The following is a 21,634-nucleotide window of genomic DNA, read 5'->3' on the forward strand; positions in this document are numbered from 1 at the left end:
TCCGGCGGCCAGCAGCAGCGCGTGGCGATTGCCCGTGCGCTGTGCATGAACCCGAAGATCATGCTCTTCGACGAGCCCACTTCGGCGCTCGACCCGGAAATGGTCAAGGAGGTGCTCGACACGATGATCGACCTCGCCAAGGAAGGCATGACCATGCTCTGCGTCACCCATGAGATGGGCTTCGCACGCCAAGTCGCCGACCGGGTGATCTTCATGGACCGCGGCCAGATCCTCGAAGTGGGCACTCCGGCCGAATTCTTCGGCAATCCGAAGAACGAGCGCCTCAAGACCTTCCTGGGCCAGATTTCCTGAGCTGAAACTATTCAAAACATACGGAGTTCCGGACGTGAAGCCAGACATTCTGCTCGTCGAACCGATGATGAAGCTGATCGAGGACAAGCTCGACGATGCCTATACGGTTCATCGCATGTATGATCCGGACGGCAAGGCGGCGCTGGAGGCAGCGCTCCCGAACATCCGCGCGGTCGCGACCGGCGGCGGCACCGGCCTTTCCAACGAGTGGATCGAAAAGCTGCCGTCGCTCGGCGTCATCGCCATCAACGGCGTCGGCACCGACAAGGTGGACCTGAAATTCGCCCGCAGCCGCAATGTCGACGTCACGACCACCCCGGGCGTGCTCACCGACGATGTCGCCGATCTTGGTATCGCGCTTACTCTGGCCGTGCTCCGCCACGTCGCCAAGGGCGACAGCTTTGTGCGCGACGGCAAGTGGGGTAGGGAGCCGTTTCCGCTCGGGCACAGCCCCAAGGGCAAGCGCGTCGGTATTCTCGGTCTCGGCCAGATCGGCAAGGCCATTGGACGCCGGGCCGAGGCCTTTGGCATGGATGTGCGCTACTGGAACCGTTCGCCGATCACCGACGTCGCCTGGAAAGCCTGTGCTTCGCCGATGGCGCTTGCGGAGGACAGCGATATTCTCGTGCTGACGATCGCCGCGAGCGCCGCCACCCAGAACATCGTCAATGCCGACATGCTGAAGGCGCTCGGGAAAACGGGCGTACTGATCAACATCGCGCGCGGCTCCGTGGTCGACGAGGATGCCCTGCTTGCCGCCCTCAACGACGGCACGATTGCCGGCGCCGGCCTCGATGTCTTCGTCAATGAGCCGAAGATCCGCGAAGATTTCTTCACTGCGCCCAATACGGTGCTGATGCCGCATCAGGCGAGCGCCACGGTCGAGACCCGTGTTGCCATGGGCGAGCTGGTGCTCGCGAACATCGCCGCGCATTTCGCCGGCGAAAAGCCGCCTACGACCGTCAACTGAGCAATTCCAGGAAAAGCGTGAAACGTTTTTCCGTCCAGAATTGCGTCGGACAAAAATGAATCGGAGTTCCACAATGATCATCCGCCAAGCCCTTTTCGAGGGCACGATCCACGCCGGCCAAGAAGAGGCCTTCAAGCTCTATGTCGCCGAGAAGCTGATGCCCATGTGGCGGGCTTTTCCGGGCGTCAAGGAAGTGCGCGTACTTTACGCCCTTGAACGCGACGAGGGCGCGCCGTCTTATCCGATGGTTCTGTCCACCATGTACGAAAGCCGCGAGACGCTGGCGGCGGCACTGGAATCTCCCGTGCGCTACGAGAGCCGCGAGATGACCAAGGGCCTGCTCGAAATGTTCGAGGGGCGCATCCACCACCATGTATTCGAACTTGGTGAGAGCTGAGGCAACTCGGCAATTCGCGCGGGATGACGATTGTCCCGGTCGGCGTCATCCCATCGTCGCCAGCCGCGCCGCCCCGGCGTGGCCTGCGTCCGTCCGGCGGTTATTGCAGTGGTTTCTTGGTCGCGATCCAGATCATAAAGGGAGGCTCTGGACTTCGCCCTTGCACGTCAGAGGGTTTTGCTGCGTCAGCTGCGTGGAACATAGGTTTTGAGCATGTGATCGAAGCCTGCGACCGCATGCGCTCCGGCGAAGTCGAAGCGTTCGAGAAACGGCTCGGCAAACGACGCCGAAGCCAGCACCGGCTGTCCCAGTTGCTTGGTTAGCCCCTGAAGCCGCGCCGCCTCGTTGACAGCGCGACCGATGACGGTGAAGTCCAGCCGCTCGTCAGTACCCACATTGCCATACATGACTTCTCCGACGTGCAGGGCAATGCCGACGTCCAGGGGTCGGCCGGCCGCCGCATTCAGGGCGCGAATATCCCTCAGGGTACTCAGCGAGGCAGCGAGCGCACGTTCACGCATATCGAGGTCGCTCTCCGGGTGATCCGAGCGAAAGATGCCCATGACGGCATCGCCGATGAACTTCAAGACTTCACCGCCTGCGCCCATGACCGTCCCGACAGTGATGTCGAAGTATCGATTGAGAAGGCTGATGTAATCGTCCAGGCCCAATTGGCTGACGAGTCGGGAAGACTGGCGCAGGTCGCAGAACCAGATGCCGCAGGTGATGCGCTCCGAGTCGCCACGCGTGATGCGTCCGTCAAGCACCTGAGACCCGCAGGAGCGGCCTATATAGATGTCGAGGAGACGAGAGCCCGTCTCAAAGGTTGACCGCGCTTTCGCTGCCAGGGCCAATGTCGTGGAGACAGACTTGAAGCACTCGATTTCGGTCTCGCCAAAGCCGCCGGGGCGACGGGTGGCGAAGGAACCCACGACGCAGGGAACAAGACCAACCCGGCGTGCAAATGGCGACAACGCCGCCGCACCGGTTGCATGGAAGAAACCGAAATATTCGGTGTAGCCTTCCGCTCGAAGCCGCGTGAGCAATGACATGTCGTCCACGGCGTCATCAAGAAGAAAGCGCTTGTACTTCAGCCGGTTCAAGGCAAGCTCGAAATACGGACCGCGCCGGGTGTCTGGGTCTTCCATCAGCTTCGGCGTGTAGTATTTTGTGGTTGCGCCGTCATCGTCCGAGCACCAGGTGACCTCTTGCGAAACGATTTGCGGGTGCAGCGTCAGAATCGAGCATCCGGCCCGGTCGACCGCAGCACCGCCTGCATTGAGGCGGCGCGCCAGGCCTTCGACAAGCTCCCGCAAGTCGCGGCCGCCAAGCCCGCTATCGACCAACCAGTCAACAGCAGCCGCAACGAGTGCAGAAGCATCAGATGCCGAAAGCGCGTTCTTCATCGCCGCCACCGTCAGTAGCCTTCGTCCTGCCGGCGATCATACACCAAGATGCCGCGTCAATTCTGCCGCGATTGCCAGGAGTTCCGTCCCTGCTCGAACTCCGCCAGCAGTTCCTCCTCCCGGCCGAGATAACGTGGTGAAAAATGCATTGGAACGGCGCGTTTTGCCAACGTCCTCCCGGCGATTTCGCCAGCCTGGTGAGCGGTCAAGTGGCGCCTTGAAAAAGCAATGGCTGCATCCGCATCAAGGAACGTGCTTTCGATGAAGAAATAGTCCGACCGCTGTGCCAGCCGTACGACGCGCTCTCTTCCCTGGTTTCGGGATAATCCGCATGTTCGGTCCGCATCTTAGGCGGAGCGCTGCTAAGCCAGTTCGAAAGTGCCAATCAAGGAGGCGTTCGCGATGGCGTGTTTCTTCGCCTCTTTCCACATCGCCTCTATTCGGGGCGACGAGGGGAGTGAGAGGCCCGGAACATCCAACGCGGCAAGGCTGAAATGATAATGGTGGACGCCGTGTCCTTTCGGCGGCTGCGGTCCGTCGTATCGCGCGTTGCCGAAATCATTCTTGCAAAAGCGTGGTCCGCCACCCGGCGCTGCGTCAGAGCTCTCGGATAATCCGCTGCGCTCAGCGGCTATATTGTAGACGCCCCAGTGGCGAAACGTTCCGCGAGGCGCATCGGGATCTTCGACGATGAGGGCAAAGCTTTTGGTATCGGTAGGCGCTCCGGTCCACGACAGCGGTGGCGCGATATTCTCGCCAAGCCGTGTGTGCCTGACGGGAATGGGGGCGCCGTCCACGAAGGCGGCACTCGTCAGTACTAGCGGCATATCAATCTCCCGTGACAAGGAGGAGCCGAAGCTTCCTCAGAATTCAGACATTGGAGCTTCTGGTGGGGCCCCGTATTGGCTGCACTCCGAACATTGGGCGGATGCTAAGGTTCCATTTCCGTTGCTGGATTGGTTAGGCCGCCGGCGACACGAATGGGGTAAGATGACATAAGAATTTCTTTTGGCATCTCAACGGAAGTTCATAAGCCCAGCTTATTGCGGTGATCAGTAAATCCAACTTAAATTTGCACGGTTCTTCCGGTATGAGGGAGCCTAGGGAGGATAGCCGTCTATTTCGCTTCTGGTCTGACGGTGAGCTGAGGCTTAAACTCAAGCGAGCCGATAATCCTGATGCGAACTTCGCAACATTTCCCGTCCGAATGCAGACATGAGCAATCAAGGAGAGAGCTATGGATACGAAACCTAGCGAAAACGCCGGCAAATGTCCCGTCGCGCATACGCCTCGCGGCAGATCGAACCGGGATTGGTGGCCGAACCAGCTCAACGTTCAGATTCTTCACCAGAAGTCCGGCGTCGCCGATCCGATGGACAAGGCGTTCAACTACGCCGAAGAGTTTAAAAAGCTCGATCTCGATGCTGTGAAGAAAGACCTTCATGCGCTGATGACGGATTCGCAGGATTGGTGGCCGGCCGACTTCGGCCACTATGGCGGCCTGTTCATCCGCATGGCTTGGCACAGTGCCGGCACGTACCGCATCACCGACGGCCGTGGCGGCGCCGGTGGCGGTCAGCAGCGTTTCGCCCCGCTGAACAGCTGGCCGGACAATGCCAACCTCGACAAGGCCCGCCGTCTGCTCTGGCCGATCAAGCAGAAATACGGCAACAGGATTTCCTGGGCCGATCTGATGATCCTCACCGGCAATGTTGCCCTCGAATCCATGGGCTTCAAGACCTTCGGCTTTGCCGGCGGCCGCGTCGATAGCTGGGAGCCGGAGGAGCTCTTCTGGGGTCCGGAAGGCACCTGGCTCGGCGACGAGCGCTATAGCGGCGAACGGCAGCTCGCCGAACCGCTCGGCGCCGTGCAGATGGGCCTGATCTACGTCAATCCCGAAGGTCCGAACGGCAATCCCGATCCGGTCGCGGCTGCGCATGATATCCGCGAAACCTTTGCCCGGATGGCGATGAACGACGAGGAGACCGTGGCGCTGATCGCCGGCGGTCATACCTTCGGCAAGACGCATGGCGCCGGCGATCCGTCGTTCATCGGTGCTGAGCCGGAAGGCGGCGCGATCGAGGATCAGGGCCTTGGCTGGAAGAGCACCTTCGGCACCGGTGTCGGCAAGGATTCTATCACAGCCGGCCTGGAGGTTACCTGGTCGCAGACGCCGACCCGGTGGAGCAACTACTTCCTCGAAAACCTGTTCAAATACGAATGGGAACTGACGAAGAGCCCGGCGGGCGCGCATCAGTGGCAGGCCAAGAACGCCGATGCTTCCATTCCGGATGCTTATGATGCTTCGAAAAAGCATCTCCCCACCATGCTGACCACCGACCTGTCGCTGCGCGTCGATCCGATCTACGAAAAGATCTCGCGCCGCTTCCTCGAAAATCCGGCTGAGTTCGCTGACGCCTTCGCCCGCGCCTGGTTCAAGCTGACGCACCGCGATATGGGGCCGAAGGTCCGTTATCTCGGTCCGGAAGTACCGGCTGAAGACCTCATCTGGCAGGATGTCGTACCGGCCGTCGATCATCCGCTCGTCGATGACAAGGACATCGCCGAGCTGAAGGCCAAGGTGCTCGCGACCGGTCTTTCAGTACAGGAACTGGTCTCGACCGCGTGGGCTTCTGCTTCGACCTTCCGCGGCTCCGACAAGCGAGGCGGCGCCAATGGCGCGCGCATCCGGCTTGCGCCGCAGAAGGATTGGGACGTCAACCAGCCGGCACAGCTTGCCAAGGTTCTCGGTGTTCTGGAAGGCATCCAGAAGGACTTCAACGCCGCCCAAACCGGCGGCAAGAAGATCTCGCTCGCCGACCTGATCGTCCTCGCAGGCGCTGCCGGTGTCGAAAAGGCGGCGAAGGCGGCCGGTCATAATGTTGCGGTAGCATTCAAGCCGGGCCGGATGGATGCCTCCGAGGCGCAGACCGACGCGCATTCCTTCGCTCCGCTCGAACCGCGTGCCGATGGGTTCCGCAACTATGTCAACAGCGGCAGGATGCAGTTCATGCAGCAGGAAGAGGCACTGGTCGATCGCGCCCAGCTGCTTACCCTGACCGGACCGGAAATGACGGTGCTCGTCGGCGGCTTGCGCGTGCTGAAGGCCGGTCAGCCGGAGCATGGGGCCTTCACCGACAAGCCTGAGACGCTGACGAACGACTTCTTCGTCAACCTGCTCGACATGCGGACGCAGTGGGTTCCGCTCGCCGGCAAGGACGGCGTCTACGAAGGACGCGACCGCAAGACGAACGAACTCAAGTGGACCGGCACCCGCGCCGACCTGATCTTCGGCTCGCACTCGCAGCTTCGCGCCTTCGCAGAAATCTATGCCCAGTCCGACGCCAAGGAGAAGTTCGTCAAGGACTTCGTCGCGGCCTGGAACAAGGTCATGAACGCCGATCGCTTCGATCTCGCCTGATTGGCGACATTCTCGCTTGGTCGCGGCAAGGTGCCGCGATCAAGCATCGGGCCGCGAATCTGGCCGGCAGTCCTTCGCCAGTTGAAAGAAGCGCGCAATATTCAGCGGGCCGCTACCAGGCTGCCTAGAAAGCCTGTCCCGACCGCAGTTGCTTGCCGACAGAGATGATCTGCTCGCCGATCAGGATGCCGAGCAAGCCGACTAGCGCCACCACTGGCGGCGCGGGCGATCGGACGTTCAACAGGTTATAGATGATCCCGACGAGCAGACCGGCACCGAGGGAAAGCAGATACATTTTCATGATGTCACCTCATGCCGCGGTGCCATGTTGCCGCCAATCCATTCGAGGAAATACGCAGGCGCACGGAAGTACCGTGGATTGGCACCTCCATGCGCCCGCGTGCGGCGTCCGACCAAAGGCCGTTGTCATTTTGACTGCTTGGCGACTTCCTGAGCCTTCTGGTAGCTCTCTGCCACGGCGGCGTAATTGGGTGCGACCAGGCCATACAACTTTGCAAGTTCAGCCGCCTCGGGGCGCCGCCACGTGCGGTGAAGCTCGGACAGCAGCGCATTCGTCGACGTCGGGATAACGCCGCCTTGAACGAAACGAGCCAATGTCGTCCGCGACGCCAACTCGCTCGGATCGCCGGAAGCGTCGATCACTGCATAGACGTCGTAGCCGGCGGCCGTTGCGTCCAGCGCCGGGAACATCACGCAGACGTTGGTCCAGACACCTGCCATGATCAGCGTCTTGCGCCCGGTGGAACGCACCGTCTGGACAAAGTCCTCGTTATCCCAGGCGTTGACTTCGCCCTTGCGCGGCACATAGACGGCATGCGGCGCATATTCATGGATTTCCGGCATCAGCGGACCGTTCGGCCCGTTTGGTTCGGATGCAGTCGTGATGACCGGGATCTTCAGTAACGCCGCCAATTTGGCGATCATCTCGACGTTCCGCCGCAGGTCCGCGACCGGGATATCCTTGACGGTCTGGAACAGACCGGCCTGATGGTCGAGCAACAGTATGACGGAATCGGAGGCATCAATCAGTGCTGCACCGCCGCCTGTCGGCAGGACGCTTGATTTGCTCCTTGAGGGGTTCGCCATAATTCTTCCTTTCTCTGCAATCTGTTCGTGAGTTTGACTTCTACCAACCTGTAGAAAGCTAGGAGGACGGCAGCTTTCGAGGCGATGGCGAACGAAGGTTAAGTTTTTGCTCGCCGGTCACGCCAGATGCATTTCGGCGAGAGAGGTCTTGCGCGATTGCAAGTTGAGTTTGTACGCGACAGCAGACATCCTCATTACGTCCAAACGACCGTGATCGCGCGGTCCCGCCCAGCTTTGCGCCGGAGAGCAGAAGCAGCGGGTATGGGATTAGGCTCCTTCGTGCGAGCACCAAGGCTCCACAGGAGATTCTTGCTGTCCTCCGATAAAGGCGCGCCGCCGGCTGATCGCGGCCGCGCAATGCGTCATGAAGGCGTAGATCCGGCCCGACCTCCGGATGTCGGGATGGGTCAAGAGCCACAGGTCATCCGCCAGGCACGGATCGACCGGTCCGATACGCATAAGGTCCGGAGTGAGGTCCCCCAGCATACACGGTAGATATCCGGCGCCGATGCCTGCCGAGATGGCCGCCGCAATGCCCACGACCGAGTCAAACCGGCAGGCGATGTCTTGCTGCGGCACATGGGCCTCAACTAGCTTGTAAGCCTTCAGATTGGACAGCCCGCCGCTGTATGAAACCCAAATGCGGCGATAGAGCTGATGAGGATGAGGCCAGCCTTCCGTGAAGTCACATCGGCGACCATAGGGCGCCCAGCCGATCCTGGCGACCTTCCTGCCGAAGAGGTTCTCCGGCGGCACGTCAGTTGCCCTGACGGCAACATCGGACTCTCCTCGTGCAAGGTTCAGCGAAGCGTTGCAGACGATCATCTCGACCCGGACGAGGGGATGGCACGCCTTAAAGTCCGCAATGATCGGTGCGAGATGCAATGCAAGCGAATCGCTGGTCGTCACGCGCAGGTCGCCGGCCTGCTCCTGTTCAAAGCCCGATACGCGACGCGTCACCCTCACAATGTCGAGCTCGAGCCGTTGCGCGAGCGTGATCACTTCGGCCCCTGCAAGCGTCGGCACATAGCCGGTGCGACGCCGGTCAAACAGGGCCACCCCCAGACTTTCCTCGATCTGGGTAAGTTTGCGAAACATTGTCGAGTTGTTCACGCCCAGAGCGGAAGCCGCGGCCGACAGGCTTCCCACCTCACCGATCACCTTCACGATGCGAAGGTTGTCCCAGGAGAGCTTTTTCAGCGTATCGCTCATTAATATCCTTCAGGTGAGTGATTTGGGAGATGGAAAAGGGTCGCGGGCAAAATCCCAGCATCATCGAACGTCGTGGAAGTGAAGGGACCAGAGGGCGCTTCTTCATCGCGCTACCCTGACCGCCTCTGCATCACCCAGCCGCGCGATAGAGGGTTCGCCGGACCAGCCATTCGCAAATAGGAACATCGCATTTCTCAAGGCCGTCTGCTTGTCGAATCCTGCGGCCCATTCCTATGACTTCGCGTTATAGACCGAGTGGTTTACAATTTCAATGAGCGCCTCTTGTAATTAGGGACCGATCGGTCCATATGGCTTGAAACTGAGCCACTCTGCGGCGGCAAATTGCTCCGCCACCAACAGAATCCTCCAAGACAAAGCTGAAGCCGAAAGACGGGTTGACGCCCAGCGAGGAGAAGCAAGGAGAATGAGGTGAAGATTACACTCTCGACGGCGGAAACCGTGATTGCTGCCGCTAAAGCAGCCACTGAGGAGCGCGGCCTCCCGCCAATGAGTATCAGCGTTGTCGACGACAGCGCTCATCTGGTCGCCTTCGCGCGCATGGATGGGACCTTCCTTGGCGCGATAGACGTGGCTCATCGCAAAGCCAAGACGGCGGCACTTTTCATCGTCGACTCGGCGGTTCTCGGGCCGAATCTCTATCCGGGCGCGGCAGCATATACACTTGAACACAGCAATGGCGGCCTGATCGGCTTCGGCGGCGGCGTTGTGCTCAAAGACAGGGATGGCAACACATTAGGCGCTATTGGTGTCTCCGGTGGATCCGTCGATGACGACGAAATCGTCGCGCAGGCGGCTGCGGCCGCGCTGGTCGAATAGGAGGCTGCCATGCCACTTGCCATATACGCGCTGGCGGCGTCCACTTTCGCCATCGGCACCACGGAATTCGTCATCGTTGGGCTCATTCCCGGGATCGCCGATGATCTTGCCGTCTCGCTGCCGGCGGCGGGGTTGCTGGTCAGCCTGTACGCACTGGCGATCACGGTCGGCACGCCGGTCTTCTCGGCTCTCACGGGTAGAATCCCGCGTCGCCCGCTTATTCTTGCACTGATGGTGATTTTCACGGCCTGCAATCTCGCGGCAGCGCTGGCGCCGAACTATCTTTCGCTGCTCGCGGCGCGAATCGTGATGGCTGTCTCGCATGGAGTGTTTTTCGGCGTCGGCGCTGCTGTTGCCACCTCACTTGTGTCAAAAGAGAAGTCGGGTTCCGCGGTTGCACTGATGATGGGCGGGCTGACCGTCGCCATGGTGGTGGGTGTCCCGCTCGGCTCCTGGATCGGACAAAGTTTTGATTGGAGAATGCCGTTCTTCCTGGTTACGGCCATGGGTGTCATGGCGCTGGGGTCTCTGTTCCTTTTCGTCCCCAGAGATATACCGCCGTCGCCATTCACGAGCTTCGTCGCTCAGATGAGGCTACTGGGCAATAAGCGTCTGGCAATGATGTATCTGTTGACCGCAATATCGTTCGGCGGAACTTTCGTGATCTTCACGTTTCTTGCCGCCATTCTCACTGACATTACGAAAGTCGGCGACGGGACGGTCAACATCGCGCTGATGCTGTTCGGAGCTGCCACCGTGGTTGGAAACTTTGCTGGCGGCAAACTGACCGACACTATCGGCACCGGCAAAGCAATGGTGGCCACTCTGATTGGCTTGATTGTGTCGTTCGCGTTAATCGCGATCGTCATGCGGAGTGAGATTGGTATCCTCGCGGTGATTGCTATCTGGGGCATTTTCGCATTTGCCATCCCGCCGATCATGCAGGATGGCGTGGTCAAGGTCGCTCGATTGGTTGCCCCGGATGCGGTCGCGACCGCATCCGGCATGAATATCGCGGCGTTCAATCTCGGCATTTCCAGCGGCTCTTTTGTTGGTGGGCAGTTGTTGGTCGGCCCAGGCCTTACGGCTACTCCCTACGCAGCAATCGCAATGGCCGTTGCAGCGCTTGGCATCGCTTCGCTGGCGAATAGGATGCAAACCCAGACCGCGGCAAGCCTGGCGCGTTGACTTTGGGCGCCGATCCCGCATCAGGATAATGTGTCTTGCCAGACGCCCGCCGGGCGTCTGGCTGATTTTAGGGAAAACCGGAATGCTCTTTGCTGCCGACCGCTTAAGCCTCGGTCTCGTGCTCCCCCTTCAGCCGCGCTTACCGGAGGATATCGACTTTCAGGTGCAGTTGGACTTTGTTCGCCGGTCAGAGCAAGCCGGATTTGAGGCTATCTGGGTGCGGGACGTCCCCTTGAACAATGATGAGTACCCAGACCCCGTTGGTCACTCGGACCCTTTCGTACTGCTGGGCGCAATCGCCGCGTCGACCTCGCGGATCCAATTGGTAACCGGAGCTGTCGTCCTTACGCTGCGTCATCCGCTGCACATCGCAAAGGCTGCGCTGTCACTCCAATCACTGTCAAACAACCGCTTCGTGCTTGGCTTGGGCTCGGGGGATCGTCTATCTGAATTCCGTGTCTTCGGCCGCGACTTCGAGAACCGGAAACAGCTGTTCCGGCGAAACTGGGCATCATTGTCGGCCGCGCTCGGCCCGGACCAGGCTATTTTAGACGAAGGACTCTCGCCGCTCAGCGAATTCGCTCTCCGTCCTCGGCCCACTGTACAAGTACCGATGCTTGCTGTCGGATCGGCGTCCCAGTCGCTGGAGTGGATTGCCAGGAATGCCACTGGTTGGGCGACCTACCATCGCGAGCTCCCCGTCCAAAAAGATCGGATCGCGTTGTGGCACGCCGCGATTGCGAAATCGGGGGGCGGCTTCCGGAGCTTCAGCCAATCGATGAACCTGGACCTCCTCGACGACGCGGCTGCCCCTGCAACGACCATCGAGCTTGGCTATCGGTGTGGCAGAACGGAGCTCGTACGGATATTGTCGGCGATGCGCGAAACCGGGGTGCACCACGTGATGTTCAATCTTGCACCTGGCCGGCGCCGCGTAGCTGAGGTGATCGACGAAATCGGATCCGATGTCATCCCGTCGATCGCCGTTTAACCTGCGGTGTTTTACTGCGAATGGCGGTGGGGAGAAGGAAGCGAGTCATCGTCGGTCTATCGCTTCGCGAAATTCCGGGGTTTAGCGATATTCGGGGCTGGGAATGACCTACCACGGGACGTCGCAGAGGTAGCGGGGTGAAACTCTTGGCGCCGTGAAGAGCCTACCATAGCTTGCATTTGATATTCGCGATCTTACATAGTAGGCGGTAATGATCAGCGCCGCTGGAAAGTGGCGAACACATATCAAATAAGACAAGTCTGAAACGGAAAAATGGCTAGACCTAGGGAATTCGACGAGAACGAGGTGCTCCAGAAAGCCATGATGGTCTTCTGGAAAAAAGGTTACGAAGGCGCCTCGGTCTATGATCTCATGGAGGCCACGGGCCTTACGAAGTCGAGTATCTACAAAGCCTTCACTAACAAGGAAAATCTGTTCTGGAAAGCGAACGCGATCTACAAGCGGGATCACCTTCGCTTCATTGACGACGCCTTATCCCAACCGACCCCCCGCGCAATCGCCGAAGCTTACCTCAGAGGTCAGGCCGAGATGCATACAGAGCCCTCCCATCCGCGAGGCTGCTTCGAGACGAACGGAGCTCTGGCCTGTTCAAATGAGGGAGAAGCTGTGCAGAAAGGTCTGATCGAAAATCGCTTTGGCCTGCAGAGAAAGCTCGCCGAGGCATTCGAGCGAACCCTCGGGAAAGGCCCCATGCTTCCCAATGCTACTCCTGCAGAGGCTGCGAACTACATTGTTACGCTTGTTCAGGGAATGGCAGTTCAAGCCAAGGCGGGTGTGGCTCGCGAACAACTGCATAAATTCGTGACACTCTCAATGATGGCTTGGCCGGAGTCCTGATCTCGTCTTGGGGAGCGATTGCACCCGGCCAAGTCTGCAAGCGCTCGGTCAGTCCCGCTCACGGCTTTTGCGAATTATTTTCCGGATTGAGGTTTCGACGGGCGTCCGTTGACAGGAGATGCCGGACAACGGGTTTCTCAGGGCCGACGTGATATTTCAGCGTCTCCTGCTGAAGATCGGCATCGGCTTTGGAAACCCGTTTGTGCTGGCGCAAGTGCTCGACCCAAGATTCCACCAGAAACCATTCCACGATTTTCTCAGGATCGGCCGCGTCTTCGGTCACTCCCCAGTTGTAGGCGCCGTCGCGTCTGCGCTCGGCCGAGAGTTGAGCAAGAAATTTCAGGAACTCGGCCTGCTGCTCCTTGTGGACCCTATATTCGATCAAGATCAAGACAGGCCCCCGGTCATGCTCGACGGGTTCGGCTGTCAAAGGTTCGGGCCAGTGGTTGGAAGGCACGAGGTCGGCCTCGCCCGCGGGAAGCTTGATCCGATTGAGGACTATCCCAATGAGGAAGAGCCCGACAGCACCTACTTGAAGGGTGGTTGAAATGCCGACGGCTTCCGCCACCGCACCCCATCCGATACTACCGGCCGCCATTGCGCCGTTAAAAACCGTCAAATAGACCGCGAGCGCACGGCCGCGTACCCAATTCGGAAGGATAGCCTGGGCCGCACCATTCAAGGTCGTGAGCGCGACGATCCACGCCCCTCCAAGGATGACCAGGACGAGAATGGCAATCCATTGCGGTGGAGCGAACGACAAGATCATCATGACGATCGAGGTCACTACCGCCGCACGCAGCAGCAGACCGTCATTGTCGAAACGCCGGCGCAATGTCGGCAGCAGGAATGCACCAACTATTGCGCCTACCCCTACCGCGCCAAGCAGAAGCCCATAGAACCTTGCGTCTCCCCCGAGATTGTTGCGGGCCAATAGTGGTAGCAGTGTCCAGATGGAGCTGGAGAAGGCGAAGAAAATCGCTGCGCGCAAAAGCACGATATGGAGTTCACGGCTCGCCCGCGCGTAGCGCAGGCCAGCCCGAAATGCGCCGAAGAAACGTTCCGACAATGCATCGTCCGCATCCCGGGGCCGGGGCCACCAGATGAGCGCGGCGATGACGAATACGTAGCTGAGAACATCAATGCCGTAAGTCAACGCCGCGCCGAATGCAGCAAGCAGAAAGCCACCGGCCGCAGGCCCGATAGACCGCGCAATATTGACACCCAGCGAGTTCAAGGCGACAGCGCTTTTCAGGGACTCCCTTGGAACAAGCTCGGGGACGATGGACTGCCATGTCGGGCCCATCAGCGCGGCTCCGATGCCTCCCATAAATGTCAGCGCGACGAGGGAGCTTACGGATAGTAGTCCGCTATATGACAATGCCACCAACGTCGCGCTGACTGCTGCAAGTCCAAGTTGAATGACGATCAAGAATTTGCGCCGGTCCAGAATATCGGACATGACGCCCGCCGGTATGGCGAGCAAGAAGATAGGCAAGGTACCGGCTGCCTGCACCATGGCGACGGCGGCGGGCGCGTCCGAAAGGTCCGTCACCAGCCACGAACTGGCAACGTCACGGATAAAGGTACCGGTGTTTCCCAAAACACTCGCCGCCCAAAGCACGGCGAAAACCGGCTGGCGGAGCGGGCCAAAGCCGCCTTGCGCAGGGGCTTGCGGGGCTGTTTCCATGTTCTTCGTCATAGTCTCCGCATCACCTCAAACCAGTCGCTTCCGGAGATCATAAAGGGCGACCAGCGCGAATGCTCCGGCAACATGGCCAGCTCGAACACGATAACCCCTACCGATTGGCATCAACCGGTCTCCCCGGATTGGCGACTGGCCTGGGCCTGCTTGCGGCCCGCGCCGGTTGGAAGCTCGCCGAATACATGCGGCATGCAGTGTGCGTTGAACCAGGATATGCTGATCGGTTCGCCCGAGAACACGCGCTTTGCCAAGGGCACCGCTTGCTCTCCGATGAGAATGCCAAACAAACCGACGAGTGCGATTACCGGCGGCGCCGGCGACCGAACGTTTAGCAGACTGTAAACGACCCCGACCAGCAGGCCGGCGCCTAACGAGAGCAGGTAGACTTTCATGGGAACTTCCTCCGATGCGCAACAAAATCGCGCCCGCCGTTTAAAGCGCAGTATCTCCTATAGTACGCACGACGTGGCTGTATTTGGCTTCTGCATGGTTTTCTCCTTAGAGCGGTTCCGATCTAAGGAACCATTCAGAAAGTCCGGCGAGCGGCGAGCTACCTATTTCGGGAGGATTAGTGTCCTTCGGAGACGCCGAACATGGTCTTGGCATAGATGATGCCGAGGCCGTAGGCGCCGCCAAACTTCTTGGCAATGCCGGTCGTCATGTCGTAGGTCTCGGTGCGTGCCCAATCACGCTGCAGCTCCAACAGGTATTGCAGAGACGTCATCGGCCGCACGCCCGCTTGAATCATGCGCTCGATAGCGCGCTCGTGAGCCTCTGCGGATACATCACCACAGGCATCCGTGATCATGTACACCTCGAAACCTTGATCGAGTGCCGACAGTGTCGGCCCCACGATACATACCGACGTCCACAGACCACAGAAGACCAAACGATTCTTACCGATGCGATTAACCTCTTCGATGACCGCAGCGTCCTCCCAGGTATTCATAGAGGTTCGGTCGAACAGCTTCTGCTGCGGGAAGGGGCTCGTGATCTCGTCGAACATCGGCCCCGAGAAGGTCTTCTCGGCAACGGTTGTCAGGATCGTCGAGACGCCGAAACCGGCAGCGGCATGGGCAACCAGGGCGGCATTGTTGCGGAGCATGATGGCATCGATCGACTTCGTCGCAAATGACATCTGCGACTGAAAATCGATCATGAGCAGCGTGTGGTCCTTCGGTGAAATCAACGTCGAACCGGGGGTGGGAGTCGCGTTGGTCGGCATGGTCAATCCCCTTCGATAGAAAGCAGTGAGCTTAGTCAAACTCGGACGGAATCGATTGAGCGAAATGTTTCTCATTAGGATAAAACTGTGCCATTCGGCGCGGCCGCTTTAGCGTTGCGCGCCGATCCGGAAAGGCTGCATCGCCGACGGATATTGGCTTAATCAAATTGTGGACTGCGGGCGAAACAGACAGCCGTCAGTGGGGAATACGGCCGGTCTTGGCGCAATTGTTTCGTCACGTAACGTAAAGTCTCAAAGCGTAGGAGCTCTTAAAGGGCGAGAGCAGGGAATGCCCGAGCAGACCCACACCTATGGATTAGTTACCTTGCCGTTGACAATTGTGGCCCGGTCGTTCCATAACGCCATCACTAAGGCCCTTTGGCGACCGAGGCGCTGTCCAGCAGATGGTTGTTGGGCCATAACTCGGCTCGCGATTTCGGGCGGCACTCTCTATGCCGTGGCAAGCATCTGATGTACTATAGCGCACATTCAGACGTCTTTGCTGCAATCACTGACCTGACAGAGGATTGGCGTTGCAATGCACGGTTCTGCTTTTGAGAATGTCCGTTTCAGTATCCCGAGATCGGTTCTGGAGGATTTTGCGCGGGAGCAAGGCAAGCTGAGCTTCGCCGCCCACACGCATGATCGCGGACTCGATGATCCCGTCGTGCGGTCGCTGGCGCAGGCGCTGGCGCCAGCCCTCGAAAGAGGGGCTCCGACGGACCGCCTGTTTGTAGATTACGTCATGCTGGCACTACAGACGCACATGGCATCGCACTACGGCGGCATGGATGCGCCGATGCAGAGGCGAAAAGGACTGTCCGCGCGCCAGCTGAATGCAGCTACGTCCTATCTTTCTGATAACTCCGGACGAGATGTTCGTGTGACCGAGGTCGCCGCGCACTGCGGCCTGTCGCTCAGCTATTTTATAAAGGCATTCAAGTGTGCCACGGGACGAACGCCACACCGCTGGCTGCTCGAACATCGTGCGCAGCGTTCGCTAAGCATGCTTATGGGCAATCAGCCGATTGCCGAAATCGCCGCTGCCTGCGACTTTGCGGATCAGGCGCATTTTTCGAGAGTATTCAAGCAGATATACGGAATAACTCCCGGTAGCTGGCGGCATCAGCAAAAGCTTTAGACGGTTCGCTACAACAACATGGTCGCCGGGCGGCAGCCCACGATCGCTCGGCCGGATGTTCTCATTTCACATATGCGGACCAAGCATATCAATTCGGGCGACCTCGCGTTCGAGCGGTTTCGAGGCCGATGCCGCTCGTGCCGCCGGTAAAGACGGTGTTTTATTGTTGAGACGGATCGCGCAAATGGCAGAGGCATCCCGATGCCGGCAGCGGAGAAGGAAGATCCTTCATTCCTTCACTTGATCAGGAAATGCCTCGCAGCCCGTGAGACGTCTATTTTATAGACCCCCAGAATTTCTCGAGTTCGTCGCGGATGAATTGTGGTTTTTCCTCAAAAACCCAGTGGCCGCATTCATCAATAACGCCGCCTTGAGCAGAAGTCGCAATTGCTTTTGCGCTGTCAATACAATGCGACCCAAATGAACTGCTGCCTCCCCATGCCAGCATCGGGACAGTAAGTTTCTTCTTCGTCAATTCGGCTGTCTGCGCGGCCATTTGCGGAATGTATCCATAATGGTTCAAGCTGGCTCGGAGATTCCCTGGCTGACGCATCTGCATTACATAGCGTTGCACTTCAACCTCTGGAATTGCCGCCGGGTTGTAGGCGAAGTCCCGGAAGAAATGACGAAGGTACTGCTCTTCACGGCCTTCAACCAGAAACCGCGTTACGTCCATGTTCATGTGCATGCCAAGATGCCAATAGGGAACCCTCGGGTCCACGTAACCGGGGAAACTCAAGCCGAAAAACGGCGTTTCAATAGTCGACAAAGAAAGGGCTCGATCCGACGCCAAAAAGGCGAGTGCAACGGAAGGCGGCCCTCCGAGATCATGACTCAGGATATGAAATTTCTGCACGTTTTCCACATCCACCAATTCCATCATATCTCGTGCGATGGTTTCAGGTTCGTATCCGTCAAAGGGCTTGTCACTATCTGCATAGCCGCGAAGATCGGGGGCGATGAACGTATACCTGTCAGCGAACGCTTCCATGATCGGAAGGAACTCGCGGTGGTTCTGCGGCCAACCATGCATGCATAAAACAACGGGACCCGTTCCCACGGTCACATAGTGCAGTCGAACGCCGTTGACGGTAGCTCTCTTGTGAACCAGATCCACCTTGTCGGCCGGCGGAATCGGTTGCGGGGTAGCAGCGGCCTGTGCTGTTTCAGCTGGATTTGAGGACCCCGCCTGAAACCCCATTGCGGCGGCTACAGTACCGGCACCTAAGAGCACACCCCTGCGGGTGGTGCCTTCTTGTGAACTATTGTTATGGCCATCGTTCATCTTTTCATCCCCGTTAGGCAGGCCTTTCGCCCGCTGGTTGACAGGGTCGTCGACCGCGCGGACGACGAACACCCAATTCTAATGCCTTTGCGGCTCACAGGACACTGTAGCCGCGCATCCTGCCTGCTCTCGCTGCTGCTGTTTCGCTAAATCGGGATCGAAACATACGGCTTCAGTGTGCTACACGTCGCCCTCCGCGCTTCGGGATAGGCGGACGGCGGTAGTGGCAAACGATCTCTGTAACGGCTGGCCTATGAGCATCCCATCGCGCGCCTCCGAGCCAACTCTCGCAAGCCTGCTCCTTCGTTATAGAGTGATCGTTCCATAATTAACCGAGGCCACTACTCCTCTGGCAAATAGTAGTAGTGGCGGAAAAACAGTGGGGTAAAAGTACCGGCCAGTCCAGTTGGCGACAAGAGCTATTCCACTCAAAACAAAGACTATTTTGTACAAAACTGCTGGAAACTTTGTTCTCTCCGGTGCTCAGCGGCGGTGCCAGCAACACTGCGGTTCATCCGCAAATTATGCACTGGCGATGGCTTTGCGCTCGTGTGATGGTCACAGATAAGCCGGGCTCTTATGCTGCGGCAAACAAAGAGGCCGACGCATCCGCCAGCAGATCTTTGGCAATTCGGCCGCGCAGAAGTTTGGAATCTCTAGATGCCTGAGCAAACCTATAGCCTGAAACAGCTGGCACAAAGCCGCCGGCCGATCCGCATCGGTTTTTATCTCGTTCCCGACTTTCCCCTGATGACCTTCGCTGCCGCACTGGACTCGCTTCGCCAAGGCAACCGGCTGACAAAGAGAAAGGCATTCGAGTGGGTCGTGCTTTCGGCCGACGGTACTCACGTGAAGTCGAGCAGCGGACTTGGCTTCGATGCCGATGCGCCGATCGCCCGGGCGCCACGATGCGACATCGTCATCCTCTGCGCCGGGATCAATTATGCCGACGCGTACGACACCAATGTCTTCGCCTGGCTGCGCCGAATTTATTCCGAAGGCTGCGTCCTCGGTGCGGTCAGCACCGCCGTGTTCTTCCTCGCAAAAGCCGGCTTGTTGGAGGGGCGTCGCTGCGCCGTCCACTGGGAATCGCTTGCAAGCTTTCGTAGCGAGTTTCCCAACTGCCTGGCCACCGATGACATTTTTGCGATCGACGGCCGGTTTCTCACGTCGTCGGGCGGCACCGTCACCCTCGACATGATGCTCTACCTTATCGCGGCCGTTGAAGGTCGCGAGCTTGCATCGTTGATCTCCGATCAGTTCAACCATGCGCGCATCCGCAGGCAGGATGACGTGCAACGCATGTCGCCTGAGGACAGATTCGGCATAAAGAATACCAAGCTGGCCTTCGTGATCAGACGCATGGAAGGCAGTCTGGGCGAGCCGGTCGAGATTTCCGATCTTGCTGACAGTGTGGCGCTTTCGCTTCGGCAGCTGGAGCGCCTGTTTCACTCCAATCTCGGGAAAAGCCCTTCAAAGTTTTACATTGAATTGCGGATGCAGCGTGCGCGCGAGCTGCTTGTCTACACGGAACTGGCAATCAGCCAAATCGCCGAAATCTGCGGATATCAGTCTGCCTCTCATTTCAGCCGCTTCTATCGCGAGCGGTTTCGCGAAAGTCCCGCGGCGACCAGAAAGGAAGAGAAACGGCGGGAGATGCTCGGAGCCTGAACAATGTCGATTCGCGCACAAAAGATGTCGAGTCGATGCATATGACAGAGGTTCGTGCCGTTTTACTTTTCCAAAAGACGGAACGGCTGACGGACACAAAGTCCGCTGTGACCGCGCCCGGTGAAGCAATCACCGATCCGGTCCTACCAATAAAAATTGGAACAGTTATGCACGAACTAGGAGACCACTAACTTGGATAAGAAGCAGCATTCCTACATTCCCACGCTCGTAGACCAGATGTCGAACGGCTCGATCGGCCGCCGCGAATTTCTCCGCAAGGCCACTCTTCTCGGCGTTTCCGCGGGTGCCGCCTACGCCCTAGCAGGCGTCCCGATGTCCGATACCGCGGCGAAAGCTGACGATATGCCGAAGGGCGGCAACCTGCGCATCGGCATGCGCTGCATGGAAATCAAAGACCCTCATCTCGCCGACTTTGCAGAGAAGTCGAACGTTATTCGCCAGGTCTGCGAATATCTGACGTTTACCGATCGCAACAACATCACCCATCCTTATCTCCTCGAAAAGTGGGAGGTCAGTGACAACCTGAAGACCTGGACGCTGCATGTCCGGAAGGACGTCAAATGGCGCAAGGGCAAGCCCCTGACGGCTGACGACGTTATCTGGAACCTGAAGCGCGTGTGTGATCCCGCGATCGGCTCCTCGATGCTTGGCCTCTTTACCGGCTATCTCGTCCAGGAATACGAAACGGGCGAAAAGGACGAGAAGGGCAATCCGAAGAAGTCGAGCAAGCTCTGGGCGGACAACGCCATCGAGAAGGTTGACGACTACACCGTTCGTCTCAACTGTTCCATGCCGCAGATCGCGGTCCCCGAGCACCTCTATCATTACCCGATGGCTATTATCGACCCGGCTGAAAACGGAACCTTCGGCCCGGATGCCAACGGCACAGGTCCGTTCACTCTGACGGAATATGTTGTCGGCAAGGGTGCGAAATACAAAGCCCGCACGGATTATTGGGGCACGGGTCCCTATCTTGAAACCTTCGAATATGTTGACCTTGGCGACAACCCGGGCGCCGGTATCGCGGCGATCGCCTCCAAGCAGGTCGATGGCCTGTCAGAAGCCGACGCCGTCCAGATCAACTCGATGCAAAACTTCCCGCATGTCACGGCCTATAAGGTTGAAACAACCCAGACTGTCGTCGCCCGCATGCATCCGGAAATCGAGCAGTTCAAGGACAAGCGCGTGCGCCAGGCGATGCGTTATGCGATTGATCGTAACAAGGTCATCCAGACTGCGCTTTTGGGCGCCGGCATTCCGGCCGAAGATCATCACGTTGCCCCGTCGCATCCCGAATATGCGGCTCTTCCCAAATATCCGCGGGACATCGAAAAGGCAAAGAAGCTGCTTGCTGATGCTGGTTACCCTGATGGCTTCGAGTTTGACATGGTCACTCGTCCGGACCCGATCTGGGAGCTCAACACGGCGCAGGTGCTCGCCGAACAGTTCAAGGACATCGGAGTCAAGATCAATATCAAGGCGCTTCCAAGCGCCCAGTATTGGGAAGTCTGGACGACCGCTCCCTTCAGCTTGACGGCCTGGGGGCATCGCCCGCTGGCGATCATGACCCTGGCACTTGCCTATCGCTCCAACGCGGCCTGGAACGAGTCGAATTATTCCAATCCGGAGTTCGACAAGCTGCTCACGGAAGCAGAAGGCATCCTGGATCCGAAGGAGCGCAGTAAGGTCATGGCGAAGATCGAGGCGATCATGCAGGACGACGGCCCGATCGTTCAGCCGTTCTGGCGCGTCTTCTCGACGGTCATGGACAAGAAGGTCAAGGGCTTCGAGCTGCACCCTTCGCAGTACATCTTCGCGCATCAGTACGCGATCTCGGCGTAATCTCCCAGCCGGCGCCCGGCCGCGTTCGCGTGGTCGGGTGCTGTG

At 58.8% G+C, this 21,634-nt stretch carries 19 protein-coding genes and 1 pseudogene; 11 read left to right on the top strand and 9 right to left on the bottom strand.

What is annotated here, in order from left to right; translation table 11 throughout:
* From ACPYOI_RS19700 to ACPYOI_RS19710, 3 genes are all read left to right on the top strand, one after another.
* On the top strand, nucleotides 1-312 hold a 312-nt coding region (locus ACPYOI_RS19700), incomplete at its 5' end, for an amino acid ABC transporter ATP-binding protein (protein ID WP_481423236.1).
* Between the two features lie 64 nt (nucleotides 313-376).
* Nucleotides 377-1,282, top strand: a complete 906-nt coding sequence (locus tag ACPYOI_RS19705) for a 2-hydroxyacid dehydrogenase (RefSeq protein WP_481423244.1) — start codon at nucleotides 377-379, stop codon at nucleotides 1,280-1,282.
* A gap of 73 nt (nucleotides 1,283-1,355) precedes the next feature.
* Nucleotides 1,356-1,679 carry a hypothetical protein gene (locus ACPYOI_RS19710; protein WP_481418472.1) on the top strand — a complete coding sequence of 108 codons (324 nt, stop codon included), beginning with the start codon at nucleotides 1,356-1,358 and terminating at the stop codon, nucleotides 1,677-1,679.
* A 185-nt stretch (nucleotides 1,680-1,864) separates the two neighbouring features.
* On the opposite strand, the gene ACPYOI_RS19715 is transcribed toward ACPYOI_RS19710, so the two are convergent.
* Both ACPYOI_RS19715 and ACPYOI_RS19720 read right to left on the bottom strand, forming a co-directional pair.
* Nucleotides 1,865-3,085 (bottom strand): adenylate/guanylate cyclase domain-containing protein, encoded by a 1,221-nt coding sequence (locus ACPYOI_RS19715; protein WP_481423237.1) that lies wholly within the window; start codon nucleotides 3,083-3,085, stop codon nucleotides 1,865-1,867.
* A 362-nt stretch (nucleotides 3,086-3,447) separates the two neighbouring features.
* Nucleotides 3,448-3,912 (bottom strand): YbhB/YbcL family Raf kinase inhibitor-like protein, encoded by a 465-nt coding sequence (locus tag ACPYOI_RS19720; RefSeq protein WP_481418470.1) that lies wholly within the window; start codon nucleotides 3,910-3,912, stop codon nucleotides 3,448-3,450.
* A 410-nt stretch (nucleotides 3,913-4,322) separates the two neighbouring features.
* On the opposite strand from ACPYOI_RS19720, the gene katG reads away from it, so the two are divergent.
* Entirely contained in the window at nucleotides 4,323-6,506 is a 2,184-nt protein-coding gene (gene katG / locus ACPYOI_RS19725) for a catalase/peroxidase HPI (protein WP_481418469.1), read from the top strand.
* Between the two features lie 136 nt (nucleotides 6,507-6,642).
* Here the strand turns inward: katG and ACPYOI_RS19730 are convergent.
* From ACPYOI_RS19730 to ACPYOI_RS19740, 3 genes and pseudogenes are all read right to left on the bottom strand, one after another.
* A pseudogene (locus ACPYOI_RS19730) lies at nucleotides 6,643-6,807 on the bottom strand (DUF1427 family protein); the annotation flags it as partial.
* A gap of 125 nt (nucleotides 6,808-6,932) precedes the next feature.
* Nucleotides 6,933-7,613, bottom strand: a complete 681-nt coding sequence (locus tag ACPYOI_RS19735) for an isochorismatase family protein (protein WP_481423238.1) — start codon at nucleotides 7,611-7,613, stop codon at nucleotides 6,933-6,935.
* 267 nt (nucleotides 7,614-7,880) lie between these two features.
* Complete coding sequence (locus ACPYOI_RS19740; protein WP_481419002.1) at nucleotides 7,881-8,825, bottom strand: LysR family transcriptional regulator; 945 nt, start codon at nucleotides 8,823-8,825, stop codon at nucleotides 7,881-7,883.
* A gap of 429 nt (nucleotides 8,826-9,254) precedes the next feature.
* On the opposite strand from ACPYOI_RS19740, the gene ACPYOI_RS19745 reads away from it, so the two are divergent.
* The 4 genes from ACPYOI_RS19745 (at nucleotide 9,255) to ACPYOI_RS19760 (ending at nucleotide 12,699) form a co-directional block, all read left to right on the top strand.
* A complete protein-coding gene (locus tag ACPYOI_RS19745) occupies nucleotides 9,255-9,662 on the top strand; it encodes a GlcG/HbpS family heme-binding protein (RefSeq protein ID WP_481419001.1) in 408 nt (135 codons plus the stop codon).
* Nucleotides 9,663-9,671: 9 nt separating this feature from the next.
* Nucleotides 9,672-10,850, top strand: a complete 1,179-nt coding sequence (locus ACPYOI_RS19750) for an MFS transporter (protein ID WP_481419000.1) — start codon at nucleotides 9,672-9,674, stop codon at nucleotides 10,848-10,850.
* A gap of 82 nt (nucleotides 10,851-10,932) precedes the next feature.
* A complete protein-coding gene (locus ACPYOI_RS19755) occupies nucleotides 10,933-11,841 on the top strand; it encodes a TIGR03571 family LLM class oxidoreductase (RefSeq protein WP_481418999.1) in 909 nt (302 codons plus the stop codon).
* 306 nt (nucleotides 11,842-12,147) lie between these two features.
* Nucleotides 12,148-12,699, top strand: a complete 552-nt coding sequence (locus tag ACPYOI_RS19760) for a TetR/AcrR family transcriptional regulator (protein ID WP_481418998.1) — start codon at nucleotides 12,148-12,150, stop codon at nucleotides 12,697-12,699.
* Between the two features lie 58 nt (nucleotides 12,700-12,757).
* Here the strand turns inward: ACPYOI_RS19760 and ACPYOI_RS19765 are convergent, their stop codons facing one another.
* The 3 genes from ACPYOI_RS19765 to ACPYOI_RS19775 form a co-directional block, all read right to left on the bottom strand.
* The gene (locus tag ACPYOI_RS19765; RefSeq protein WP_481418997.1) at nucleotides 12,758-14,401 is read right to left on the bottom strand and encodes an MFS transporter; all 1,644 of its coding nucleotides are present in this window, start codon (nucleotides 14,399-14,401) and stop codon (nucleotides 12,758-12,760) included.
* A gap of 110 nt (nucleotides 14,402-14,511) precedes the next feature.
* A complete protein-coding gene (locus ACPYOI_RS19770) occupies nucleotides 14,512-14,796 on the bottom strand; it encodes a XapX domain-containing protein (RefSeq protein ID WP_481418996.1) in 285 nt (94 codons plus the stop codon).
* A 176-nt stretch (nucleotides 14,797-14,972) separates the two neighbouring features.
* Nucleotides 14,973-15,629 (bottom strand): hydrolase, encoded by a 657-nt coding sequence (locus ACPYOI_RS19775; protein WP_481418995.1) that lies wholly within the window; start codon nucleotides 15,627-15,629, stop codon nucleotides 14,973-14,975.
* A 538-nt stretch (nucleotides 15,630-16,167) separates the two neighbouring features.
* Between ACPYOI_RS19775 and ACPYOI_RS19780 the strand changes: the two genes are divergently transcribed.
* The gene (locus ACPYOI_RS19780) at nucleotides 16,168-16,770 is read left to right on the top strand and encodes a helix-turn-helix transcriptional regulator (RefSeq protein ID WP_481418994.1); all 603 of its coding nucleotides are present in this window, start codon (nucleotides 16,168-16,170) and stop codon (nucleotides 16,768-16,770) included.
* Nucleotides 16,771-17,044: 274 nt separating this feature from the next.
* On the opposite strand, the gene ACPYOI_RS19785 is transcribed toward ACPYOI_RS19780, so the two are convergent.
* Nucleotides 17,045-18,055, bottom strand: a complete 1,011-nt coding sequence (locus ACPYOI_RS19785) for an alpha/beta fold hydrolase (RefSeq protein ID WP_481418993.1) — start codon at nucleotides 18,053-18,055, stop codon at nucleotides 17,045-17,047.
* 660 nt (nucleotides 18,056-18,715) lie between these two features.
* Between ACPYOI_RS19785 and ACPYOI_RS19790 the strand changes: the two genes are divergently transcribed.
* Entirely contained in the window at nucleotides 18,716-19,726 is a 1,011-nt protein-coding gene (locus ACPYOI_RS19790; protein ID WP_481418992.1) for a GlxA family transcriptional regulator, read from the top strand.
* A 192-nt stretch (nucleotides 19,727-19,918) separates the two neighbouring features.
* Nucleotides 19,919-21,589, top strand: coding sequence for an ABC transporter substrate-binding protein (locus ACPYOI_RS19795; RefSeq protein ID WP_481423239.1), 1,671 nt, complete (start codon nucleotides 19,919-19,921; stop codon nucleotides 21,587-21,589).
* Nucleotides 21,590-21,634 lie beyond the last annotated feature (45 nt).

The sequence above is a fragment of the Rhizobium sp. SVR5-2C genome, from assembly GCF_056755115.1.